The sequence below is a fragment of the Pseudoalteromonas sp. NH0006-46 genome (assembly GCF_057547735.1).
Map to the genome: position 1 here is coordinate 46505 of NZ_BAAJML010000011.1, position 18641 is coordinate 65145.

Annotated in this window: 16 protein-coding genes; 12 read left to right on the forward strand and 4 right to left on the reverse strand. The window is 40.6% G+C overall.

Annotation, left to right across the window (positions count from 1 at the left end; genetic code table 11):
• Positions 1-18 precede the first annotated feature (18 nt).
• The 6 genes from AC27I2_RS17330 to folX all read left to right on the forward strand — a co-directional run bounded on the left by AC27I2_RS17330 (position 19) and on the right by folX (position 6742).
• Positions 19-3375: an ATP-binding protein gene (locus AC27I2_RS17330; protein WP_487204985.1), complete on the forward strand. Its 3357-nt coding sequence runs from the start codon at positions 19-21 to the stop codon at positions 3373-3375.
• A gap of 51 nt (positions 3376-3426) precedes the next feature.
• Positions 3427-4056: a YceH family protein gene (locus tag AC27I2_RS17335; RefSeq protein ID WP_487204986.1), complete on the forward strand. Its 630-nt coding sequence runs from the start codon at positions 3427-3429 to the stop codon at positions 4054-4056.
• A gap of 68 nt (positions 4057-4124) precedes the next feature.
• Positions 4125-4955, forward strand: a complete 831-nt coding sequence (nadE, locus tag AC27I2_RS17340; protein ID WP_487204987.1) for an ammonia-dependent NAD(+) synthetase — start codon at positions 4125-4127, stop codon at positions 4953-4955.
• A gap of 135 nt (positions 4956-5090) precedes the next feature.
• A complete protein-coding gene (gene folM / locus AC27I2_RS17345) occupies positions 5091-5810 on the forward strand; it encodes a dihydromonapterin reductase (RefSeq protein ID WP_487204988.1) in 720 nt (239 codons plus the stop codon).
• A 17-nt stretch (positions 5811-5827) separates the two neighbouring features.
• Positions 5828-6382: a GTP cyclohydrolase I FolE gene (gene folE / locus AC27I2_RS17350; RefSeq protein WP_010557916.1), complete on the forward strand. Its 555-nt coding sequence runs from the start codon at positions 5828-5830 to the stop codon at positions 6380-6382.
• A gap of 3 nt (positions 6383-6385) precedes the next feature.
• Entirely contained in the window at positions 6386-6742 is a 357-nt protein-coding gene (gene folX / locus AC27I2_RS17355; RefSeq protein WP_008129424.1) for a dihydroneopterin triphosphate 2'-epimerase, read from the forward strand.
• Between the two features lie 12 nt (positions 6743-6754).
• Here folX and AC27I2_RS17360 read toward each other — a convergent pair whose 3' ends face one another.
• Both AC27I2_RS17360 and AC27I2_RS17365 read right to left on the reverse strand, forming a co-directional pair.
• On the reverse strand, positions 6755-7189 hold the full coding sequence (locus tag AC27I2_RS17360; RefSeq protein ID WP_487204989.1) for a YqaA family protein: 435 nt from the start codon (positions 7187-7189) through the stop codon (positions 6755-6757).
• Between the two features lie 65 nt (positions 7190-7254).
• A complete protein-coding gene (locus tag AC27I2_RS17365; RefSeq protein ID WP_058403704.1) occupies positions 7255-7620 on the reverse strand; it encodes a DUF4870 domain-containing protein in 366 nt (121 codons plus the stop codon).
• Positions 7621-7802: 182 nt separating this feature from the next.
• On the opposite strand from AC27I2_RS17365, the gene AC27I2_RS17370 reads away from it, so the two are divergent.
• The 4 genes from AC27I2_RS17370 (at position 7803) to AC27I2_RS17385 (ending at position 11541) form a co-directional block, all read left to right on the forward strand.
• Positions 7803-8504, forward strand: a complete 702-nt coding sequence (locus tag AC27I2_RS17370) for a spondin domain-containing protein (RefSeq protein WP_487204990.1) — start codon at positions 7803-7805, stop codon at positions 8502-8504.
• Positions 8505-8514: 10 nt separating this feature from the next.
• Entirely contained in the window at positions 8515-9237 is a 723-nt protein-coding gene (locus AC27I2_RS17375) for a spondin domain-containing protein (RefSeq protein WP_058551219.1), read from the forward strand.
• Between the two features lie 86 nt (positions 9238-9323).
• A complete protein-coding gene (locus AC27I2_RS17380; protein WP_487204991.1) occupies positions 9324-10049 on the forward strand; it encodes a response regulator transcription factor in 726 nt (241 codons plus the stop codon).
• A 10-nt stretch (positions 10050-10059) separates the two neighbouring features.
• The gene (locus AC27I2_RS17385) at positions 10060-11541 is read left to right on the forward strand and encodes a sensor histidine kinase (protein WP_487204992.1); all 1482 of its coding nucleotides are present in this window, start codon (positions 10060-10062) and stop codon (positions 11539-11541) included.
• Positions 11542-11587: 46 nt separating this feature from the next.
• Here the strand turns inward: AC27I2_RS17385 and AC27I2_RS17390 are convergent, their stop codons facing one another.
• Positions 11588-13762 carry a S9 family peptidase gene (locus tag AC27I2_RS17390; RefSeq protein WP_487204993.1) on the reverse strand — a complete coding sequence of 725 codons (2175 nt, stop codon included), beginning with the start codon at positions 13760-13762 and terminating at the stop codon, positions 11588-11590.
• Positions 13763-13891: 129 nt separating this feature from the next.
• A complete protein-coding gene (locus AC27I2_RS17395) occupies positions 13892-17359 on the reverse strand; it encodes a S8 family serine peptidase (RefSeq protein WP_487204994.1) in 3468 nt (1155 codons plus the stop codon).
• A 236-nt stretch (positions 17360-17595) separates the two neighbouring features.
• On the opposite strand from AC27I2_RS17395, the gene AC27I2_RS17400 reads away from it, so the two are divergent.
• Both AC27I2_RS17400 and AC27I2_RS17405 read left to right on the forward strand, forming a co-directional pair.
• Complete coding sequence (locus tag AC27I2_RS17400; protein ID WP_006792500.1) at positions 17596-18066, forward strand: DUF2721 domain-containing protein; 471 nt, start codon at positions 17596-17598, stop codon at positions 18064-18066.
• An 89-nt stretch (positions 18067-18155) separates the two neighbouring features.
• Positions 18156-18608, forward strand: coding sequence for a c-type cytochrome (locus AC27I2_RS17405; RefSeq protein WP_487204995.1), 453 nt, complete (start codon positions 18156-18158; stop codon positions 18606-18608).
• Positions 18609-18641 lie beyond the last annotated feature (33 nt).

The window sequence follows — 18641 nt, forward strand, 5'->3', positions numbered from 1 at the left end:
ACCAAGCCAATGTAGCTAATGCCGCCAACTAATAATAAAAAAACGAATATTCATAACTACAAACGAACCTTCTGGTTATCGATGACACTACTACTGCTTATTAGTGTTGTACTAGAGCGCATTAATTACAATCGCGTGAAAGACGCTCATCGCCTACAAATACTCTTTGAAGTAAGCACCTACAGAGCACAATTAGAAGCCATTTTAATTTCTAACATTCAATTAGTCCGTGGTTTAGGCGTTGCGGTTTCTGCAGAGCCTAACTTAAATCAAAAACGCTTTGCACAAATTGCAGCCCCTCTTTTTAATACATCAAAAGAACTTCGAAATATTGGCGGTGCACCCAATATGATTATAAAAATGACCTACCCTATTAAAGGCAACGAAGGTGCGCTGGGCCTTAACTTACTGACCAATAAAAACCAACGCGCTGATGCAATAAAAGCACGCGATACCAATACAATTATAATGGCAGGCCCATTAACACTTGTGCAAGGTGGAGAAGCACTCATAGCGCGTGTGCCTGTATATACTCCGCCAGAGAATACGTTTTGGGGATTACTATCGGTTGTTTTAGATATCAATAAAATTTATAAAAACGCCGGTATTTTAGATCTAGAAGACAATTATAACGTTGCACTTCAAGGCCGAAATGGGCTGGGTGATAAAGGCGAGTTTTTTTTTGGTGACGCCACAATACTGAGTCAAAACCCTCTCGCATTTTCGCTAAACTTTCAAGGCGGTAACTGGCAGTTATATGTTGCACCAAAGCAGGGCTGGAGCCCACCCAACTCAGCAATTTGGCCATTACGTTTAGCAATAATTATTATTTGTGCGTTACTTACATGGGCATTTTGGTTTTTTTTAAAAATGCTTGAACGCCAGCAAAAAAATGAAAAAATGCTAGAAACCATGAGCGATTTGGCGCAAATAGGTGCGTGGTCGTTTAATTTAGAAACGAAAAAAGTTTATTGGTCAGATATGACTAAAAAACTGTTTAAATACCCACTCAATACCCAGCCACAATGGCCTGAAGATTTAAGCTATTTTAAAGAAGGTGAAAGCAGAGAAACCATCAAACCTCTACTCGAACGTGCTATTAAATATGGCCATTGTTATGAAGTTGAACTAGAGGTAATAAACGCTGAAGGGGAAGCTGTATGGGTACTTGTTAATGCAGAAGCTGAACATAAAAATGGTCGATGCGTGCGCATCTTTGGTTCGCTACAAAATATTGATACCCGTAAAAAAATTGAATTAGAAAATAGCTTTACGGCACTACACAATGAAACGTTAGCCTCATTAACGGTTAATAAGCTCATTTTAAACGGTAAACTTAGCCAATCAAAAGATATACTCACTGAAGCTATTTGCCACGCTTTAAAAATTGAACGCGCTAGCATTCGTTTTTATAACGAAGATCACACACAGTTAATTCCGTTCGCACTGCATAATAAATTAACACAAGCCGAAAGCGTTGAACTAACCTGGCTTAGGAAACATCTTCCTGACTTTTTTAATATGCTTGATAACCAAGCTGTATTTAATATTCCCGACGTTATTCATAATTCAGCGCTATCTCCTTTGTCGCCATATTACTTATTGCCATTGGGAATAAAATCGATGTTATGCGTAACAATCCCTGCCGGCAACGGGGTATTAGGAATAATATGTGCTGAGCAATGCAAAACCACACGCTTGTGGACAAAAAACGAAGAAAGTTTTTTAATCACAGTGGCTACGCTTATAGGCAGTTTACATTCAAGCCAGCAACGCATAGAAGCAGAACAAGAATTAGTAGAAGCTAAGGAATTAGCCGAACAAGCGGTGGCAGCAAAAAGTGAATTTTTAGCAACTATGAGCCACGAAATTCGCACTCCTATGAATGGGGTGCTAGGCATGCTAAATATAATTAAACAAACGAGCTTAAATCAACAACAGGCGCATCATATAGAGCTTGCGCAATCATCTGCCGAATCATTGCTTAATATTATTAATGACATACTAGACTTTTCTAAAATGGAAGCAGGTAAACTTAACATTGATAGTATTCAATTTAACCTCCCTAAATTGTTAGGTGAAGTGGTTGAATCGTTTGCACTAAAAGTAGAGCAAAACAATACAAAACTAATTTTAGACGCAACTCAGATTACAGTAAGTGAAATAATTAGTGATCCGAATAGGCTTAGGCAAATTCTTAATAATCTGATTGGTAATGCAGTTAAATTTACTAAAAACGGTGACGTCATTATTATAGCCAGGGTGGACGACTCCACCGATGGCTCATTTTTAGAGTGCTCAGTAATTGATACCGGTATTGGCATCAATAAAAATCAACAATCACTTCTGTTTAACTCATTTACACAGGCTGACGCTTCAACTACGCGCCAATTTGGCGGCACAGGCCTTGGCCTAACTATAGTAAAACAACTGTGCGAATTAATGGGTGGAAGCGTCAGTGTTAACAGTGTTGAAGGCGAGGGCAGTACGTTTTCATTTAATATAAAAATACAACCTAGATTAAGTAAAGAGCAGGATTTACCAAGCCATCTAATAAACAATAAGCGTATTTTAATTATTGATGAATGCCACTTAAATACCAGTATTGCCACTAAACAGCTGCTGATTTGGGGTGCTCATGTCGAGTTTATAAATGACTACGGTGAAGTACTAACACACTTAGCGGATACGACTCATTTATACGATGCAATTTTAGTTGATTATCACTTTTTCTCCGTTGCTGCTAAAGCGCAAACAACCGCCTTACAAAACTTCATTTACAAATCTAAATGTAAGTCGGTGATTATGGCGCCAATGAGTTACTCGCAAAAAAATTCAACGCTTGCAATGAACGTTGACTGCATGATTTTTAAACCTTTAACACCATCGGATTTATTCGACTCACTTACTAATGAAAAGTTTTTAGAGCAGCAATTAAATCAGGCGCAACTCACTAATACGCTTACAAAAGCCCCTATTACAGACTCATCAGAACCCGTTTTATTATTAGTAGAAGATAATAAAATAAACCAAGTTGTGGCCTCTGCACTACTAAAAGAAACGGGTGTGACCTTTGATATTGCCGAAAATGGCGAGGAAGCAATTAGTAAACTAAACGCCAAACAAAATAACCCGTATAAACTTATTTTAATGGATTGCCAAATGCCAATAATGGATGGTTACCAAGCCACGCAAGCAATTAGGCAAGGCGAAGCAGGTGAAATATACAGTCGCGTTTCAATTATTGCTTTAACGGCTAATGCCATGCAAGGCGATAGAGAAAAATGTATTGCTGCAGGTATGGATGACTATTTAACTAAACCGCTTGATATGGCCGCCTTAAAACCTAAGTTGCAGCACTGGCTTGACAGTTAAATAAGGCTTACCACTAGTTAGCATTAATAATTAATATTTTTAAGGGTACTTATGCAGTTATCACCACATCAACAACGTGTTATTGGTTGCCTTCTAGAAAAACAAAGCACTACGCCAGAGCATTACCCTTTATCACTCAATGGCCTAACCAATGCATGTAATCAAAAATCGAATCGCGATCCTGTTCTTAATTTAACAGAAAGTGATGTACAAAATGCGCTAGATGAACTTATAGATATACGCCTAGTTACTGTTGATGAAGCGCTTTCAGGGCGGGTAAATAAGTACGACCACCGCTTTTGTAATACCGAATTTAGTAGCTTACAGTTTTCAGCACAACAACGTGCCGTTATTTGCCTATTGCTGTTACGCGGTGCCCAAACACCCGGCGAATTAAGAACTCGCAGCGCTCGCCTCGCTGATTTTAATAATGTAGATGAGGTTGAAAACGCCCTAAATAAACTAATTGAAAACGAGCAAGTCGCCAAACTACCGCGCGAAGCAGGTAAACGTGAAAGCCGATATATTCATTTATTTGGTGAGCAACAAATTACACCTGATAGCGATACCATTAATTTACCCAGCGAAGCGATTAAAGATAAAGAGTTAAACGATTTATTACGCGAAGTAGAAGAACTAAAAGCAGAACTTAACCAGATAAAAGCACATTTAGGGCTTTAAATAAGTAAAACTAAATCACATAATAAGTTTATTGCGTATCACATTTAAAATATTACAAGGAGCCGGCAATGCGCGCCGAAATAATGGCTGAAATGAAAGTTCAGCCAACCATTGATGTAAACGCTGAGATATCTCGTCGAGTTAACTTTATAAAAGCACGTTTAGTTGCGGCTCACTCACGATCGCTTGTGCTTGGTATTAGTGGCGGGGTTGATTCTTCAACTTGCGGCCGTTTATGCCAGTTAGCTGTTAACGAATTAAATGAAGAACACAACACTAATAAATACCAATTTATTGCTGTGCGCTTACCTTACGGTGTTCAAGCTGATGAAGACGAAGCGCAAATGGCGGTTGATTTTATTCAGCCAAGTAAGCGCATGACCGTTAACATTCAGCCTGCTGCCGATGCATTGCATGAGCAAGTGTTAATGGCAATGACTAGCAGCGGTGACGCATTACCAGAACAAGCACAAATAGATTTTATTAAAGGTAACGTTAAAGCGCGCCAGCGTATGGTTTCTCAATACGAAATTGCCGGTTTTAGCCAAGGTTTAGTGGTTGGCACCGACCATAGCGCTGAAAATATTACAGGCTTTTACACTAAATTTGGCGATGGTGCATGTGACTTGGCGCCTCTTTTTGGCTTATCTAAGCGCCAAGTTCGCGCACTAGCGACTGCTTTAGGCGCGCCAGCATTGCTTGTTGAAAAAGCCCCAACAGCCGATTTAGAAAGCGACCGACCAGGCCTCACCGACGAAGAAGCGCTTGGTTTAAGTTACAATCAAATTGATGACTTTTTAGAGGGCAAACCTGTCTCTGAAGAGGTAGAACAAAAGTTAATTGGCATTTATCTGCGTACGCAACATAAACGCCAGCCAATACCAACAATTTACGATTGATATAAGTGACATAAAAAGCAATTAACCGTATTGGGTTTAATTGCTTTTTTGATCGCCCTATTCAAATATTACGTACACATTACGCTTAACGTACTAATATTTATTAAAAACTTACCAAAGAGAACACTGCATTATATGACATCGCCCATTTTAATCACTGGCGCTGGCCAACGAATCGGCCTAGCCCTTGCTAAGCACTACTTTACTCAAGGGCAAGAAGTCATTATTACTTACCGTACTCGCCATAATGCTGTAGAAAAACTAGCGCAGCAAGGGGTGACCTGTATTCATGCCGATTTTAGTACTGATGCGGGAATTAATGAGTTTATTAATACATTGAAAGCCCATACCCAATCTTTAAAGGCTGTTATACACAACGCATCTAGCTGGGACTGTGAAGCAAATAACCCAGACCACGCTAAGCTTTTTGATAACATGATGCGCATACATGCCAAAACACCTTACTTAATTAATATGCAGTGCGCTGACTTACTTTTAGCGTACCAGCAAGCTAGTGGCACCGCCGCAGATATTGTGCACCTTACTGACTATGTAGTTGAAACAGGTAGCCCTAAGCATTTGGCATACGCGGCAAGCAAGGGCGCACTTGATAATCTAACGAAATCGTTTAGTGCTAAATATGCACCCAATATAAAAGTAAATGCGGTTGCGCCTTCGCTTATTATTTTTAACGAGCACGACGACGAACAATACCGCGCTAAAACACTCAAAAAATCATTGATGGGCATCGAACCTGGGTGCCAAGAAATTGTAAACAGCATTGATTTACTCTTACAAAGTCAGTACATAACAGGGCGCTCTATTCCTGTTGATGGCGGACGTCATTTAAAGTAAAAAACACTGAGACACCTATGCATAACGAATTAAAAGACAGCTACCAAAAAATTATAACCGCCGTAGGCGAAGACGCTGAACGTGAAGGTCTATTAGACACACCAAAACGTGCGGCAAAAGCAATGGAATACCTAACACAAGGTTATCGCCAAACGCTTGATGAAATTACCAATAATGCAGTATTTACCTCTGATGCCGACGACATGGTATTAGTACAAGACATAGAACTTTACTCTATGTGTGAGCACCACTTACTGCCATTTATTGGTCGCTGCCATATTGCTTATATTCCAAATGGCAAAGTGCTGGGGTTATCTAAATTTGCGCGTATTGTTGATATGTTTTCGCGTCGCTTTCAAATACAAGAACAGTTAACACATCAAATTGCCAAAGCCGTTGAAGAAGTAACCGGCGCAAAAGGCGTAGGTGTTATCGTTGAAGCAAAGCACATGTGTATGATGATGCGTGGTGTAGAAAAGCAAAACTCAAGCATGCGTACATCGGTAATGCTGGGTAACTTTAGAAGCGACCCTAAAACACGCAACGAATTTTTGCAGCTTATTAAAGGGTAATCTATGGCCAACGCAATTATTAACGTAACTAACTTACGCTTGCGTACATTTATTGGTTTTAATCCTGAAGAGCGTGAAAAAAAGCAAGACGTAGTTATTAATTTAGAGATTCACTACCCTGCCGATAACGCATGTAAAACCGATGAAGTAGACCAAGCACTTAACTATAAAGTGATCACCAAAGAGGTAATTAGTTTAGTTGAGCAAGGGCACTTTTTATTACTAGAAAAGCTCGTAGCTGAAATTCTTGCGGTTTGTCATTCTCATCCAAGTGTAAATTACGCTAAAGCCCGTGTAGATAAACCGCATGCGCTTCGCTTTGCTGACTCTGTATCATTAACACTTGATTGGACAAAGTAGCGTGCGTATGCCTTAAATAAGAGCTTCTACCCCCACGGCAAGGGCAATAACCGCTAAGTAGCGTGCGCCTTTGCCAAGTGTTACTAAAACCAAAAACACACTAAACCTTACTTTAAAAATACCACCAATGACTGTTAGTGGATCGCCAACAATAGGCAGCCATGCAAACAATAAACTGTACACGCCATATTTATTAAACTGATTTTGCGCCTTTTCAAGCCCTTGCTCTGATACCGGAAACCACTTTTTATGTTTAAAGCGTAATACTTGCGTACCTAGCCAATAATTCACACAACTGCCTAACACATTACCCAGCGTAGCTGCGCACCATAAAAGCCAGATGTTTGCGTTTGATTGGGTAATCATCGTTATTAAAACGACTTCTGAGGAGCTTGGTAATAAAGTGGCCGAAATAAACGCACTAATAAACAAAGTAAAATAAAGCATAATGCCCTTAGGCTAAACGTAATAACCCAGCTTATAGCTGGGTTTGCAGAATAATAGCTAACGCTTTATTTTATCAAATTTAAACTCAGTGGGTAATTAAACTCTTTCCCTTCGTTTGCTTTTATACTCGCTAAAACCACCATCACAAAAGCAAATATAGCCACAATAGGAAGTAAAATTACACCGATCACAACAAACATCAACACAAAACAAATAATATAGGCAATGGCCATGGTTATCTGAAAATTAAGCGCTTTTTTACCGTGCTCATTGACCATTTGCATTTCATCTTTTTTAATTAACCAAATAATTAATGGCCCTATTATTGAACCAAACGGCACAATAAAACCAGCAAATGCGCTTAAATGGCACAACATTGCCCATGTGCGCTCATCTTTATTTACTACTTTAACCTGTTGATTTTCTTCCATAACACAATCCTTTAATTTTTATAATGCGGTTTAATTATACACAGTTATATAAGTTTTCTGGCGTATTTATTTACAAAAATCACAGCCTAAATGTCTGTGATAAAAAAGTGATAAGTTTGTGAGAGTTTCTGGAGACGATTATTCAATACTTATCTCGAATCATCACTTACAGGAAATAAAAAATGAAAGCTTCAACATTTACACTTGCAACTCTTTTAGCGGTAGCTAGCCAGTCAACCATGGCTGCAGAGTTAGACTTAACAATAACCAACCTAACCCAAGGCATTCACTTCACTCCGCTACTAGTTACAGCACACAACAGTGAAGATAAGCTTTTTGAAGTTGCAACTGAAGCTTCTACTGCATTACAAACAATGGCTGAAGGTGGCAACATTGCTGAGCTAATGGCACAAGCCACTGCAGCAGGTAGCGATATGGCTGCAAACCCAGCAGAAGGTTTATTAGCGCCATCGTCATCAACCATGACCACATTAATGACGACTGACGGTAACGATTACTTATCGGTGACCGCTATGTTACTGCCTACAAACGATGGCTTTGTTGGCCTTGATAGCTGGAAAATACCAACCGAAGCAGGTACCTACACGGTTTATTTAAATGCATACGATGCGGGCACTGAGCAAAATAATGAGCTAGTGGTTGAAGGTTCTGGTGCACCGGGCACGCCAGGTATTCCTGCAGCACCAGGTGGTGATGCGGGTACTGGTGGCGCAGGCTTAACAAGTACCGATAGCAACATTAGCGTGCATATTCACCCTGGCACACTAGGTGACGACGATTTAACCGCTGGTAATAGCGATTTAAGTAATACGGTTCACAGATGGTTAAACCCTGTAGCTAAGCTAACCGTTACGGTTAAGTAGGAGCGTAATCATGGTATCTTTAAATAACTTTAAAAAAAGCATCGTGGTTGTTGCACTAGCAGCTTCACTTGCAGCCTGTGGCGACAACGACAGTAACGATCCTGTTCAGGTTGTTACACCGCCAACACCTGAGCCTGTAAGCTATACATTTGATGTAACAGTAAGCAACTTAACTGCAGGGCAGCCACTATCGCCTATTGCTGTTATTGCACATACAGAAGGCACACTTTGGCAAATTGGCAGTGCCGCATCGGTTGCATTAGAAACAATGGCTGAAGGAGGCGACAACAGCCAACTGCTTGCATTAGAAAACGCCATTGCCAACGCATCAAGCGAAGGCCCTGTTGGACCTGGTGCCAATACCACGATCACATTAACCACAGACTCACTTGAAGCACTTAAACTGTCGCTTGCCACTATGATGGTGAATACGAATGATGGATTTACCGGTCTTAGTGCTTTAGACGTATCTTCATTAGCCGTGGGCGACTCTTTAACTCGCACCACCGTTGCTTATGATGCAGGTACTGAAGCAAATACAGAAGCAGCTGGTACGATACCCGGTCCTGCTGATGGCGGAGAAGGTTTTAATGAAGCCCGTGATGATGTTAATTTTGTAGCAAGACACCCAGGTGTCGTTACAAATGAAGATGGTTTATCTAGTTCAGTGCTTAGCCCTGAACATAAATTTGATAACCCATTAGCAAAAGTGGTTATTACCCGCACTCAGTAATTCGTTTATCAATATCAACCTCGATATACCAGCTTGTAATGGGGAAGTTGGGGAGCACGGAAGCCCCCTTTTTACGAGGATAAACGATGCGTCATGAAAAATTACTCATAGTTGAAGACGACAGAGAAATTGGTAAATTAATTACCACACAGCTTACATCGCTAAATTTACATGTGGATCATGTTGTCAGTGCTGAACAGGCTTTAAAGAAAATAGCTAAGCACCCCTACGGGCTTATTTTACTGGATATAAACCTTCCGCAAATGGATGGATTGAGTTTATGTCGTAAAATAAAAGAACATTACCCAGCCACTTCAGTCATTTTACTCACCGCACTAAGTAGCGACATGGACAGAGTTATTGGCCTAGAAATGGGCGCAGACGACTATATTTGTAAACCCTTTTTTGCACGTGAACTACAAGCCAGAGTAAAAACCCAACTTCGACACAGAGCACAGTTACTTGCGAGCCAAAATACCGATGAACCCTCTGTTGTAAGTGAACAAACCCTTAAAGTTGGCTCATTAAACATTGCGTTTGACTCCCATCAAGTGTATTTGGCCGAACAGGCAATTAACCTAACTGCCACCGAGTTTGATTTGCTGGTGTATTTTGCACGCCATCCTAACCATGTATTTAGTCGCCAGCAACTACTCGATAAAGTATGGGGGTACCAGCACAGCGGTTACGAACATACCGTTAATTCGCATATTAATCGGTTGCGGGCAAAGCTTGAATTGCACCAATCGACACCTATTATAGAAACCGTTTGGGGTGTGGGATACAAACTCAATCCAAGCCAACTTAATTAAGACTTTTATTATGAAACTCTCTTTGTACCAAAAATTAGCAGTGTCGTTAGCCGTTATTTTTTGTTTTATTTGCGCGCTGGTTTATAGCTGGAGTAAACAGCTAGAACTCAACTCTAAACATCATGGCGAACAAAATTTACATTTAGCGCTGGCTGAGCATTTAGTACAAGACAATCCATTGATAAAAGAGGGTGTATACGATTACGAAGCCCTTGAAAACCTATTTCATACTTTAATGTTACTCGGCCCCGCCTTTGAATTTTACTTTGTAGACGAAAACGGAAAAATATTAACTTACTCCGCAGAGCCCGGAAAAGTGAAGCGTACACATATTAATTTAACGCCTTTAAAGCACCTTATAGCCAACCCAAGTGCTACACCGGTTTATGGCGACAACCCAAGAAACCCTGATCAACAAAAAATATTTTCTGTGGCGCCTGTTTTTAATAACAACACATTGCAAGGGTATTTATACGTAATTATTGGTGGTGAGGCATACGACACCTCTCTTAATTATATAAAAAGTAACGACTCGTTATTCGTGGCTGCCATATGGCTAGGCTCAGCGCTCGTTTTTTTATTTATTGCGATGCTTATTTTACTGCGATTTTTTACAAATCCTATTCAACGTCTTGCAAAAGATGTGAGCAATATTGAGGCTGCTAATTATAGCCTAACCGATACAAAGCTGAGTATCTATTCAACTCAAAAAAGTAATGAAGTCCACAGCTTAAGCCGAACTATTCAAGCAATGCTCACACGTATAAACGAGCAATTTAAAGCACTAGAACAAGGCGATAAACAACGCAAAGAGCTACTTACTCACTTATCTCACGACTTACGTACGCCACTGGCTTCGTTACAAGGTTTTTTAGAGGTATTAAATCAATCAGGTGACAAATTAAGTGCGCAAGAGCAGCAAGAGTACTTGCTAGTATCATTGAATAACTGTGGCCAACTCAAGCAACTAATAGAGCAAATTTTTGAACTCGCACACCTAGAAAATGGCGAAATAAGTATCAACAAAGAAACATTTAACCTAGGAGAGCTCATTTACGATTGTATTGCTAAGTTTAGTTTGGCCGTAGAGAAAAAAGGCATTAATTTATCGGTTGAGCCAGAAATTTGTGACTTTCCTGTCATTGCCGACATAGCCAAGCTTGAGCGTGTTTTAAGTAACTTAATCGATAACGCCATTAGGCATACCCCGCGTGATGGTAGTATTGATGTACGTGTAAAACGCGGTGACCATAATCAATTATTTGTGCAGGTTTCGGACACCGGCGTGGGTATTAAACACGAGGAGTTACAAGCTATCTTTGATCCCCACTACCAAGCTAGTAATTCTAATAAAGCGGACCGCCAACAAGGTGGGTTAGGGCTTGCTATTTGCCGCGGGCTATTAAAGCTCATGGACAGTGAAATAAACGTTCAAAGTGAAATAGGTAAAGGCACTATGTTTAGCTTTAATTTGCCACAAAAAAAGGCGTAACTTAACGTTACGCCTTGGCTCATTACTTAGTTGAATTTGGGTGTGGCTATTTTTTTATACCGGCTAAATCAAGCATAAATGCATAATTTAACGCAGCATCTTCTAAGCGTTTAAAACGGCCAGAAGCACCGCCGTGCCCGGCTTCCATGTCTATTTTAAATAGTAGCTTATTATCATCTGTTTTATAGTCACGCAGCTTCGCAACCCATTTTGCTGGCTCAAAATATTGAACCTGTGAATCGTGTAAGCCTGTAGTTACTAACATATTAGGGTAGTCTTGCATACTGACTTGATCGTACGGTGAATACGACAACATATAATCGTAATATTCTTTCTCGTTAGGGTTACCCCACTCACCATACTCGTTAGTTGTAAGCGGAATAGTCTCATCAAGCATAGTAGTAACCACATCAACAAATGGAACCGCAGCCACCATACCTTTATATAGCTCAGGCGCTTGGTTTGCCACTGCGCCCATTAATAAACCACCAGCACTGCCACCTTGGGCAAAAATTTGCTCTTTATCGCCATACCCTTGCGCTACCAATGACTTAGTAACATCTACAAAGTCGTTAAACGTGTTCTTTTTAGTGAGTAATTTACCCGCTTCGTACCACGGGCGCCCTAACATTTGCGAACCACGTACGTGGGCAATTGCAAATACAAAACCACGGTCAAGCAACGTTAATCGTGCAGAAGAAAAACTAGGATCCATTGTTGCACCATACGAACCATAGCCGTATTGCAATAATGGGTTAGTGCCATCTTTTTTAAATAGCTCTTTTCGATACACCAAACTCACCGGTACTTTTACGCCATCGCGTGCTGTGACAAAAATACGCTCTGAAGCATAGTTATCCGCGTTAAAGTCACCTAATACCGCTTGTTGCTTTAATAATGTTTTTCCGCCAGTGGCCAAATTGACATCATAAGATGAACCCGGTGTCGTCATACTGGTGTAATACACGCGTAGAGTATCGCTGTCTAATTCGTTATTACCGTACGCACTAATTGTATACGCACTGTCGTTAAAGCTTAGTGGTAACTCTTTGCCTGATGTTAAATTACGCGCAATCAGTGTTGATTGGCCCATTTCACGTTGTTGATATACCAAGTAGTCATCAAATAACTCAACGTCTTCGAGTTTAATATCCTCGCGAGCAGGGATCACACTTTGCCAATTTGCTTTATCACCGGCTTTATCAATATCAACTTTCATAAGCTGAAAGTTAACGGCATTTAAATTAGTCACAATGTAATAAGTATTGCCTAATTTTGAAATGCTGTATTCAAGGTTGGCTTCACGCTCAATTAAACGCTTAGGCTTAGCGTCTACATCATTTGCACTCAGCACTGACAAACCCGATGCATCGGTACTGCTATGCCAAATATAAATTTCTGAGCCGTCTTTGCTCTTGCTCATACCGGTGTAATAGCTTGTGTCTGTTTCTTCGTAAACAAGCTCATCATCGCTTTGTGGTGTACCAAGCGTATGGCGATAAACTTGGTAACCGAGTAAGGTTTGCGCGTCTTTTTTGATGTAATACACCGTTTTATTGTCGTTCGCCCACACAACATAACCACTGGTGCCTTCAAGCGTGTCTTCTAATAATTTACCAGTGCTTAAATCTTTAATTTTTATGTTGTAAACACGGCGACTCACCGTATCTTCACCATATGCCATTAAGTTGTCATTTGGGCTTACATTTAGGCCGCTAACCGCAAAATAGTCATGGCCTTTAGCTAGTTCATTTACGTCTAAAATAACTTCCTGATCGGTGCCTGCAAAATCACTACTGCGTAAATAAGTAGCATACTCGTTATCGCCGCGAGTTTGCGACGAGTAATAGTACTCTCCGTCCTTTACTGGAACTGAGTCATCATCTTTTTGAATTCGCCCTTTAAGCTCTTCAAATAAACTACTTTGCAGTGTTTTAGTATGGGCGAGCATAGCCTCAGAGTAGGCATTTTCTGCTTCTAAGTAGCTAATGATTTCAGGTGCTTTTCGTTCGTCATCTCTAAGCCAGTAGTAATTATCAATACGTGTATCACCATGAATGGTCATTTCATGGGGTACTTTTTTAGCAATAGGTGCAACCGCGGTTACTACTTGAGCTGACTCAACTTGAACCGTGTTTTTATGAGTTTCTTCGGGGGCTTTATTACAACCACTTAGAATAGCAAGCGAGAGTGCAGCAAGTGCAAAGGGAGTACGTGTCATCAGGCAAAATCCTTATTATTTTTGTTACCTAAATATACCTAAAATTAATACCTTTTGTGATCTAGTTTGTGAAGCTATGTAAAAAGGGAGCCGAAGCTCCCTTTATTTAGTACTTAAGCGTTTTTAAGCTTACTTTTGCTTGCGACGACGCATAAATGCGAACGGTGCAACTAAAAGAGTTAACCAAGCTAATGAACCTGAAGAACTTTTCTTCTCTGGCTCTGGAGTAACAACGGCCGGAGGTACTACTGCAGTTACATTAACAGTTACAGTTACAGGCTCAGAAACATTGCCTCGAATATCAATCGCAACAACTTCCATTTCAGCAGTGGTATCACCTGCTAACATATTGGTGTCAGCAACAACAATTTGGCCTTGCTCATCAACACCTAAACCTATATTGGTGTTTGATTGAACGTAGTACTCAGAAACCGCTAAATCAAACTCAGCTTCTTCAATTGTAAGCGCGCCAACTACTGTACCATCGGCTGCATCTTCAGAAACTGAGAATTCACCACCCACTAAGATAGGCGCCTCAATAGCTGGTAATGTAAGCTCTTCACTTGTCATTGCTTTAATGATGTTAGTGCCAGCACCTTGAGATAAAACAAATGGACCACTTGCAGATACCATTGCTTTTTCACCAGGTAGAAGTGATGCAACAGCTTCGCCAGTTTCAAGCGAAGTCATTTGAACTTCTGGTTGAACACCAAATACAACTGAACCAGTTACACTGTCTGTCTCAGAGAACACACCTGATTGGTAGCTTGGGTAACCCACTGATACTCTGAAGTTCATTGGCTGACCAAGTAACGACCCATCGATGTTCATTAGCTCAGAACAACCAGTAAATGTGATTGTATCTTCACCTGCTGAATGAAGAAGTGGTGTACCCCACGCCCAACCATCGTTGCCAGCGCCATCAGTAGTACCGATCAATGTACGGCTACGACCTGGTGACGCAGTTGAGCGACCACGGTCATTTAGGTTTTGTAAGAACTGATCAGCAACACCATCATTATCTGTATCGATTTCAACTCTGTAACCTGCTTGGAATGTATGCGTTAGCGGGTCACGTAATTGAATTGATGAAGTGATGTAAATACCTGAATCACAGAAGTCTGCACCAAATGCAGAGAATGTGCTCGACAGAATGTTATACTCTGCCTCTTCCATTGTTTTCTCTGTACCTACTGCAATAATGCTTTCAGCCTGAGGAGTGATTTCAGTCTGGCCAGTATTTTCAAGTACTAATGATACTTTATTGTCAATCAGCTCGGCAGTATAACTTATCTCTGTTGCTGCTTTTGGCATTGCATGATACACAACGTGTAAATCGTGGGTTGTATCTGTTGACGCATCATCAAATACTAACGCACCATCAAACTCAATCGATGTTAGTGCAGCACTACGAGCAGCAATATCATCAGCACTAAATGGATTCTCTAATTCCCATGCAGGTAGTTTACCTGGGTCAACCATCATTGTGATGTCAAAGTTTACAGCTTGCCCAGCAGGGATTGTTACTGACTCTGGGAAATCCCAGCTAACAGCTTCAGTTTCTACGTCGCTTTGGTAACGTGCTTCAGTACGAAGGTTGTATGTTTTCGCTTCAGCAGAGAAGTTTTTCACAGTGACTGTTTTAGTAATAGAACCGGCTTCTGCAAGGCTCACTAAACCATAAGAAAGCGCAGCTTGTTTTGTATCAAACTCGGCATTGTGTACCCATGCTGCAACAGGTAAGTTAACAGCTTTAGTCACATCTACTAAACCAGCACCTATCATACTAATAGGCGCAAGCTCTGAATCAGGATTGATAGCAAGAGGTTCGTTAGTTACTTCAAGGTTTGCCGCGTTCATAATCGTTGCTTTAATTTCAAACGCATTACGATTTGGGTGAGCTTCACGGATCATAGCAACCGCACCGGCTGTAATTGGACCTGAGAACGAGGTACCCGACACAGGGTTAGTGCCAGTTTGAGTTCCTGCTGCTGCTACGTCAATACTTGTACCTGGCGCTGTAATTTCTGGTTTAAGTAAACCATCCATTGAAGGGCCGCGTGATGAGAATGTTGCCACAGCACCCGCTGTTGTTTTAATCTCAACACTAATATCAAATGTTGCAGGGCCGCCAGCTTCTAGCTGTGCTTTTAGTGCAGCACCCGCTGCAAAATTAATCCCAACGTTTTTAATAGTTACGGCAGCATCAAAACCACCCATTGGGGCTGGTGTGCCGTCGTCAATGTTATTTGCAATAAATACAAACTCAGCACCTTTAGCTTGTGCGTTTAGTACTTTTTGTGTGAATGCACAGGCACCACGGTCTATAAGTACCGCTTTGCCTGTAAAGTCAACATCTTCTGCAAAAGCATCACAGCCGTTTTGATTTGCTGTAGGGTATACTAAATCAATATCAGCACCTGATAGGGTAAAGCCTTCTTGTGGGCCAAAACCTGACGCTTGAATATCGCCTTCAACGCCTGCAACTGTTCCACTTGCAATACCAACTTCTGTTGTTGGGTGTGTCATTGCACCAACAGACAGGGCGTTAGGGGTTGTACTTGGACCACCAACACGGAATGGGTTGTCACCATCGTTACCTGCAGAAATTACCATGTTAACACCCAATTCAACAGCACGTTGTACTAGGTATTGTGTACCACCACCAGTGTAAGTGTCACCAAATTCACCACCAAGAGACATGTTCATTACGTCAACACGATCTGAAATATCCCCATCACCGTTAGGATCCATTGCAGCCTCTAATGCAGCTGCTTGTGCTGCACTTGGACAACCACCACCACATACAGAATATGCGTATAGCTCAACCTCTGGTGCAATACCGTTTACAGAGTTTGCAGATGATGTACCGTGATTTGTTGGATCACCTGTTGACGGTGAATTTGCAGCGTCATTTTCAATTGGATCTGCATCATCACGAATGAAGTCATAACCACCTTGTACAATGCCTTGTGGCCATGTAACCGTTGTAGGATCTTCTTGTGCTGCTAGGTATGCTTCAACAGTACCTGCACCGCCAAATGCTGCGTGAGTATAGTCAATACCTGTATCTAGTACTGCAACGCGCTGGCCTTTACCGCTTACAATACCATCAGTAATTAATGGTTTAGCGTTTATATAATCTGAGCTTGCTGCAACGTGAAGTTCACGGTCAAACATTGGTAATACTTTTGCAACGCGATCATCTTTTGCAATCTGCTTTAAAGCTTCAGGTGTTGCTTGAACTATTAACGTTGGAGCAAGAATTTTTGTTTTGCCAATTACTTTTGCATCAAAATCTAAGTTGCTCAACTCTTCAGTCATTATGTCTTGAAGCTGCTCAACCTGAGCTGTTATTTCACGGCTACTTGAAGCCTGATAAGTTCCAGCGGTTACTGCATCCACAGATGTTGCTGCTTTAAGAACAATCATATGAGCTGAAGGCTCTTTTTTGTCTGCTGCAACTTCAACCACTTGCTCTACTTTTTTGTAGTTAACATTTGCTTTTGGTAATTCAGCGGCACTGGCAAGTGTTGCCACAAATGCACTAGAAACAGCTGTCGCTATCGCTGTCTTTTTTATTATATTGTTACTCATGAGTTCCCCTAGGATATTTTATGTATTATTGTAGTCACATTAATAAAGCAAATTACAATGTATGAACGAATATAAAACGTTCATTACCCACCAAGCAACACTTTGGTTACAAATAAGCATTAAGCATACAAAGAACACAAATAAAAAAACACCAAGCTGCTGATATATAAAAATAAAAAAACATTTCACTTTTGTGAATATTTGTAAACAAAAACTGCATTATCACTAGGTACTTTATGAATAATGATGTAATCAACATTTTAACTATGGCTAAAGTAATACAAACAGCCGTTGCACCAGTGTTTTTAATAACGGGTATTGCCGCAACCCTTGGCGTTTTATCAAACCGCTTGGCTCGTATTACAGATCGTGCGAGGCAATTAGAGCGCAAGTTAAAAGTAAGCACCGATGAAGATTTTAATAAATCACTCGCAACAGAGCTTCGCGCTCTATTAAAACGATCCCGTTGTATACACATAGCTTTTAGTTTAAGTGTTTTGAGCGCTTTGCTTGTATGCGCAGTGGTTATGCTATTATTTTTGTCGCATATTCAATCCATAAACTTAGGCGTTACCATCGCTAGTTGTTTTGTGGCCGCTATGGCGTTGTTAATATGTGCGTTTATGTCGTTATTAGGTGAAGTTTTCTTAGCAACTCGCAGTATGCGACGAGGGATGATATTTGCTGATATTGATATGAACGATTAACTTTTAGTTAATTTTCTGTATTAGCTTGAATAAAACCAATAGCTAAGATACAAAGCAATAGTCAAAAAATAGTTAACAGGGGCAATAATATGAAATTTAAAAAGATTCTAGCGGGTGCATTACTAACAACATGCGCGCTAAGTGTATCTGCAAACTCTGCGTTTAAAGAGCCAAGCGACGCGATTGAATACCGTCAAAGTGCATTCTCTATGCTATCAGTTCAAATTGGTGATATGGGCGCAATGCTTAAGGGCAAGGTTCCGTTTGACGCTGAGCAATTCAAAATGCGTGCAAATAACGCAGCAGCGCTTTCAAAAATGCCATGGGAAGCGTTTTATGCAGGAACAGACAAAGGCGATACATCAGCACTTGCTGCTGTGTGGTCTGAAAATACAGTATTTGTTAATAAAGCCAATGCGTTTGCGGCAAACGCAGACAAACTTGCTCTAGCTGCTCAATCTGGTGACAAAGCAGTTATTGGTAAAGCCTTTGGTGCATGGGCTAAAGGTTGTAAAGATTGCCACAAGCAATTTAAAGACTAATTAAAAATTAATAAAAACAAAAAAGGACTAAGT

Bases quoted from the DNA above. Each gene is read 5' to 3' on its own strand.
- AC27I2_RS17385 (WP_487204992.1), top strand. From the start codon at position 10,060: ATGAAACTCTCTTTGTACCAAAAATTAGCAGTGTCGTTAGCCGTTATT.
- AC27I2_RS17370 (WP_487204990.1), top strand. From the start codon at position 7,803: ATGAAAGCTTCAACATTTACACTTGCAACTCTTTTAGCGGTAGCTAGC.
- AC27I2_RS17390 (WP_487204993.1), bottom strand. From the start codon at position 13,762: ATGACACGTACTCCCTTTGCACTTGCTGCACTCTCGCTTGCTATTCTA.
- AC27I2_RS17400 (WP_006792500.1), top strand. From the start codon at position 17,596: ATGAATAATGATGTAATCAACATTTTAACTATGGCTAAAGTAATACAA.
- AC27I2_RS17335 (WP_487204986.1), top strand. From the start codon at position 3,427: ATGCAGTTATCACCACATCAACAACGTGTTATTGGTTGCCTTCTAGAA.
- AC27I2_RS17365 (WP_058403704.1), bottom strand. From the start codon at position 7,620: ATGGAAGAAAATCAACAGGTTAAAGTAGTAAATAAAGATGAGCGCACA.
- AC27I2_RS17360 (WP_487204989.1), bottom strand. From the start codon at position 7,189: ATGCTTTATTTTACTTTGTTTATTAGTGCGTTTATTTCGGCCACTTTA.
- AC27I2_RS17375 (WP_058551219.1), top strand. From the start codon at position 8,515: ATGGTATCTTTAAATAACTTTAAAAAAAGCATCGTGGTTGTTGCACTA.
- AC27I2_RS17405 (WP_487204995.1), top strand. From the start codon at position 18,156: ATGAAATTTAAAAAGATTCTAGCGGGTGCATTACTAACAACATGCGCG.
- AC27I2_RS17380 (WP_487204991.1), top strand. From the start codon at position 9,324: ATGCGTCATGAAAAATTACTCATAGTTGAAGACGACAGAGAAATTGGT.
- folX (WP_008129424.1), top strand. From the start codon at position 6,386: ATGGCCAACGCAATTATTAACGTAACTAACTTACGCTTGCGTACATTT.
- AC27I2_RS17395 (WP_487204994.1), bottom strand. From the start codon at position 17,359: ATGAGTAACAATATAATAAAAAAGACAGCGATAGCGACAGCTGTTTCT.
- AC27I2_RS17330 (WP_487204985.1), top strand. From the start codon at position 19: ATGCCGCCAACTAATAATAAAAAAACGAATATTCATAACTACAAACGA.
- nadE (WP_487204987.1), top strand. From the start codon at position 4,125: ATGCGCGCCGAAATAATGGCTGAAATGAAAGTTCAGCCAACCATTGAT.
- folE (WP_010557916.1), top strand. From the start codon at position 5,828: ATGCATAACGAATTAAAAGACAGCTACCAAAAAATTATAACCGCCGTA.
- folM (WP_487204988.1), top strand. From the start codon at position 5,091: ATGACATCGCCCATTTTAATCACTGGCGCTGGCCAACGAATCGGCCTA.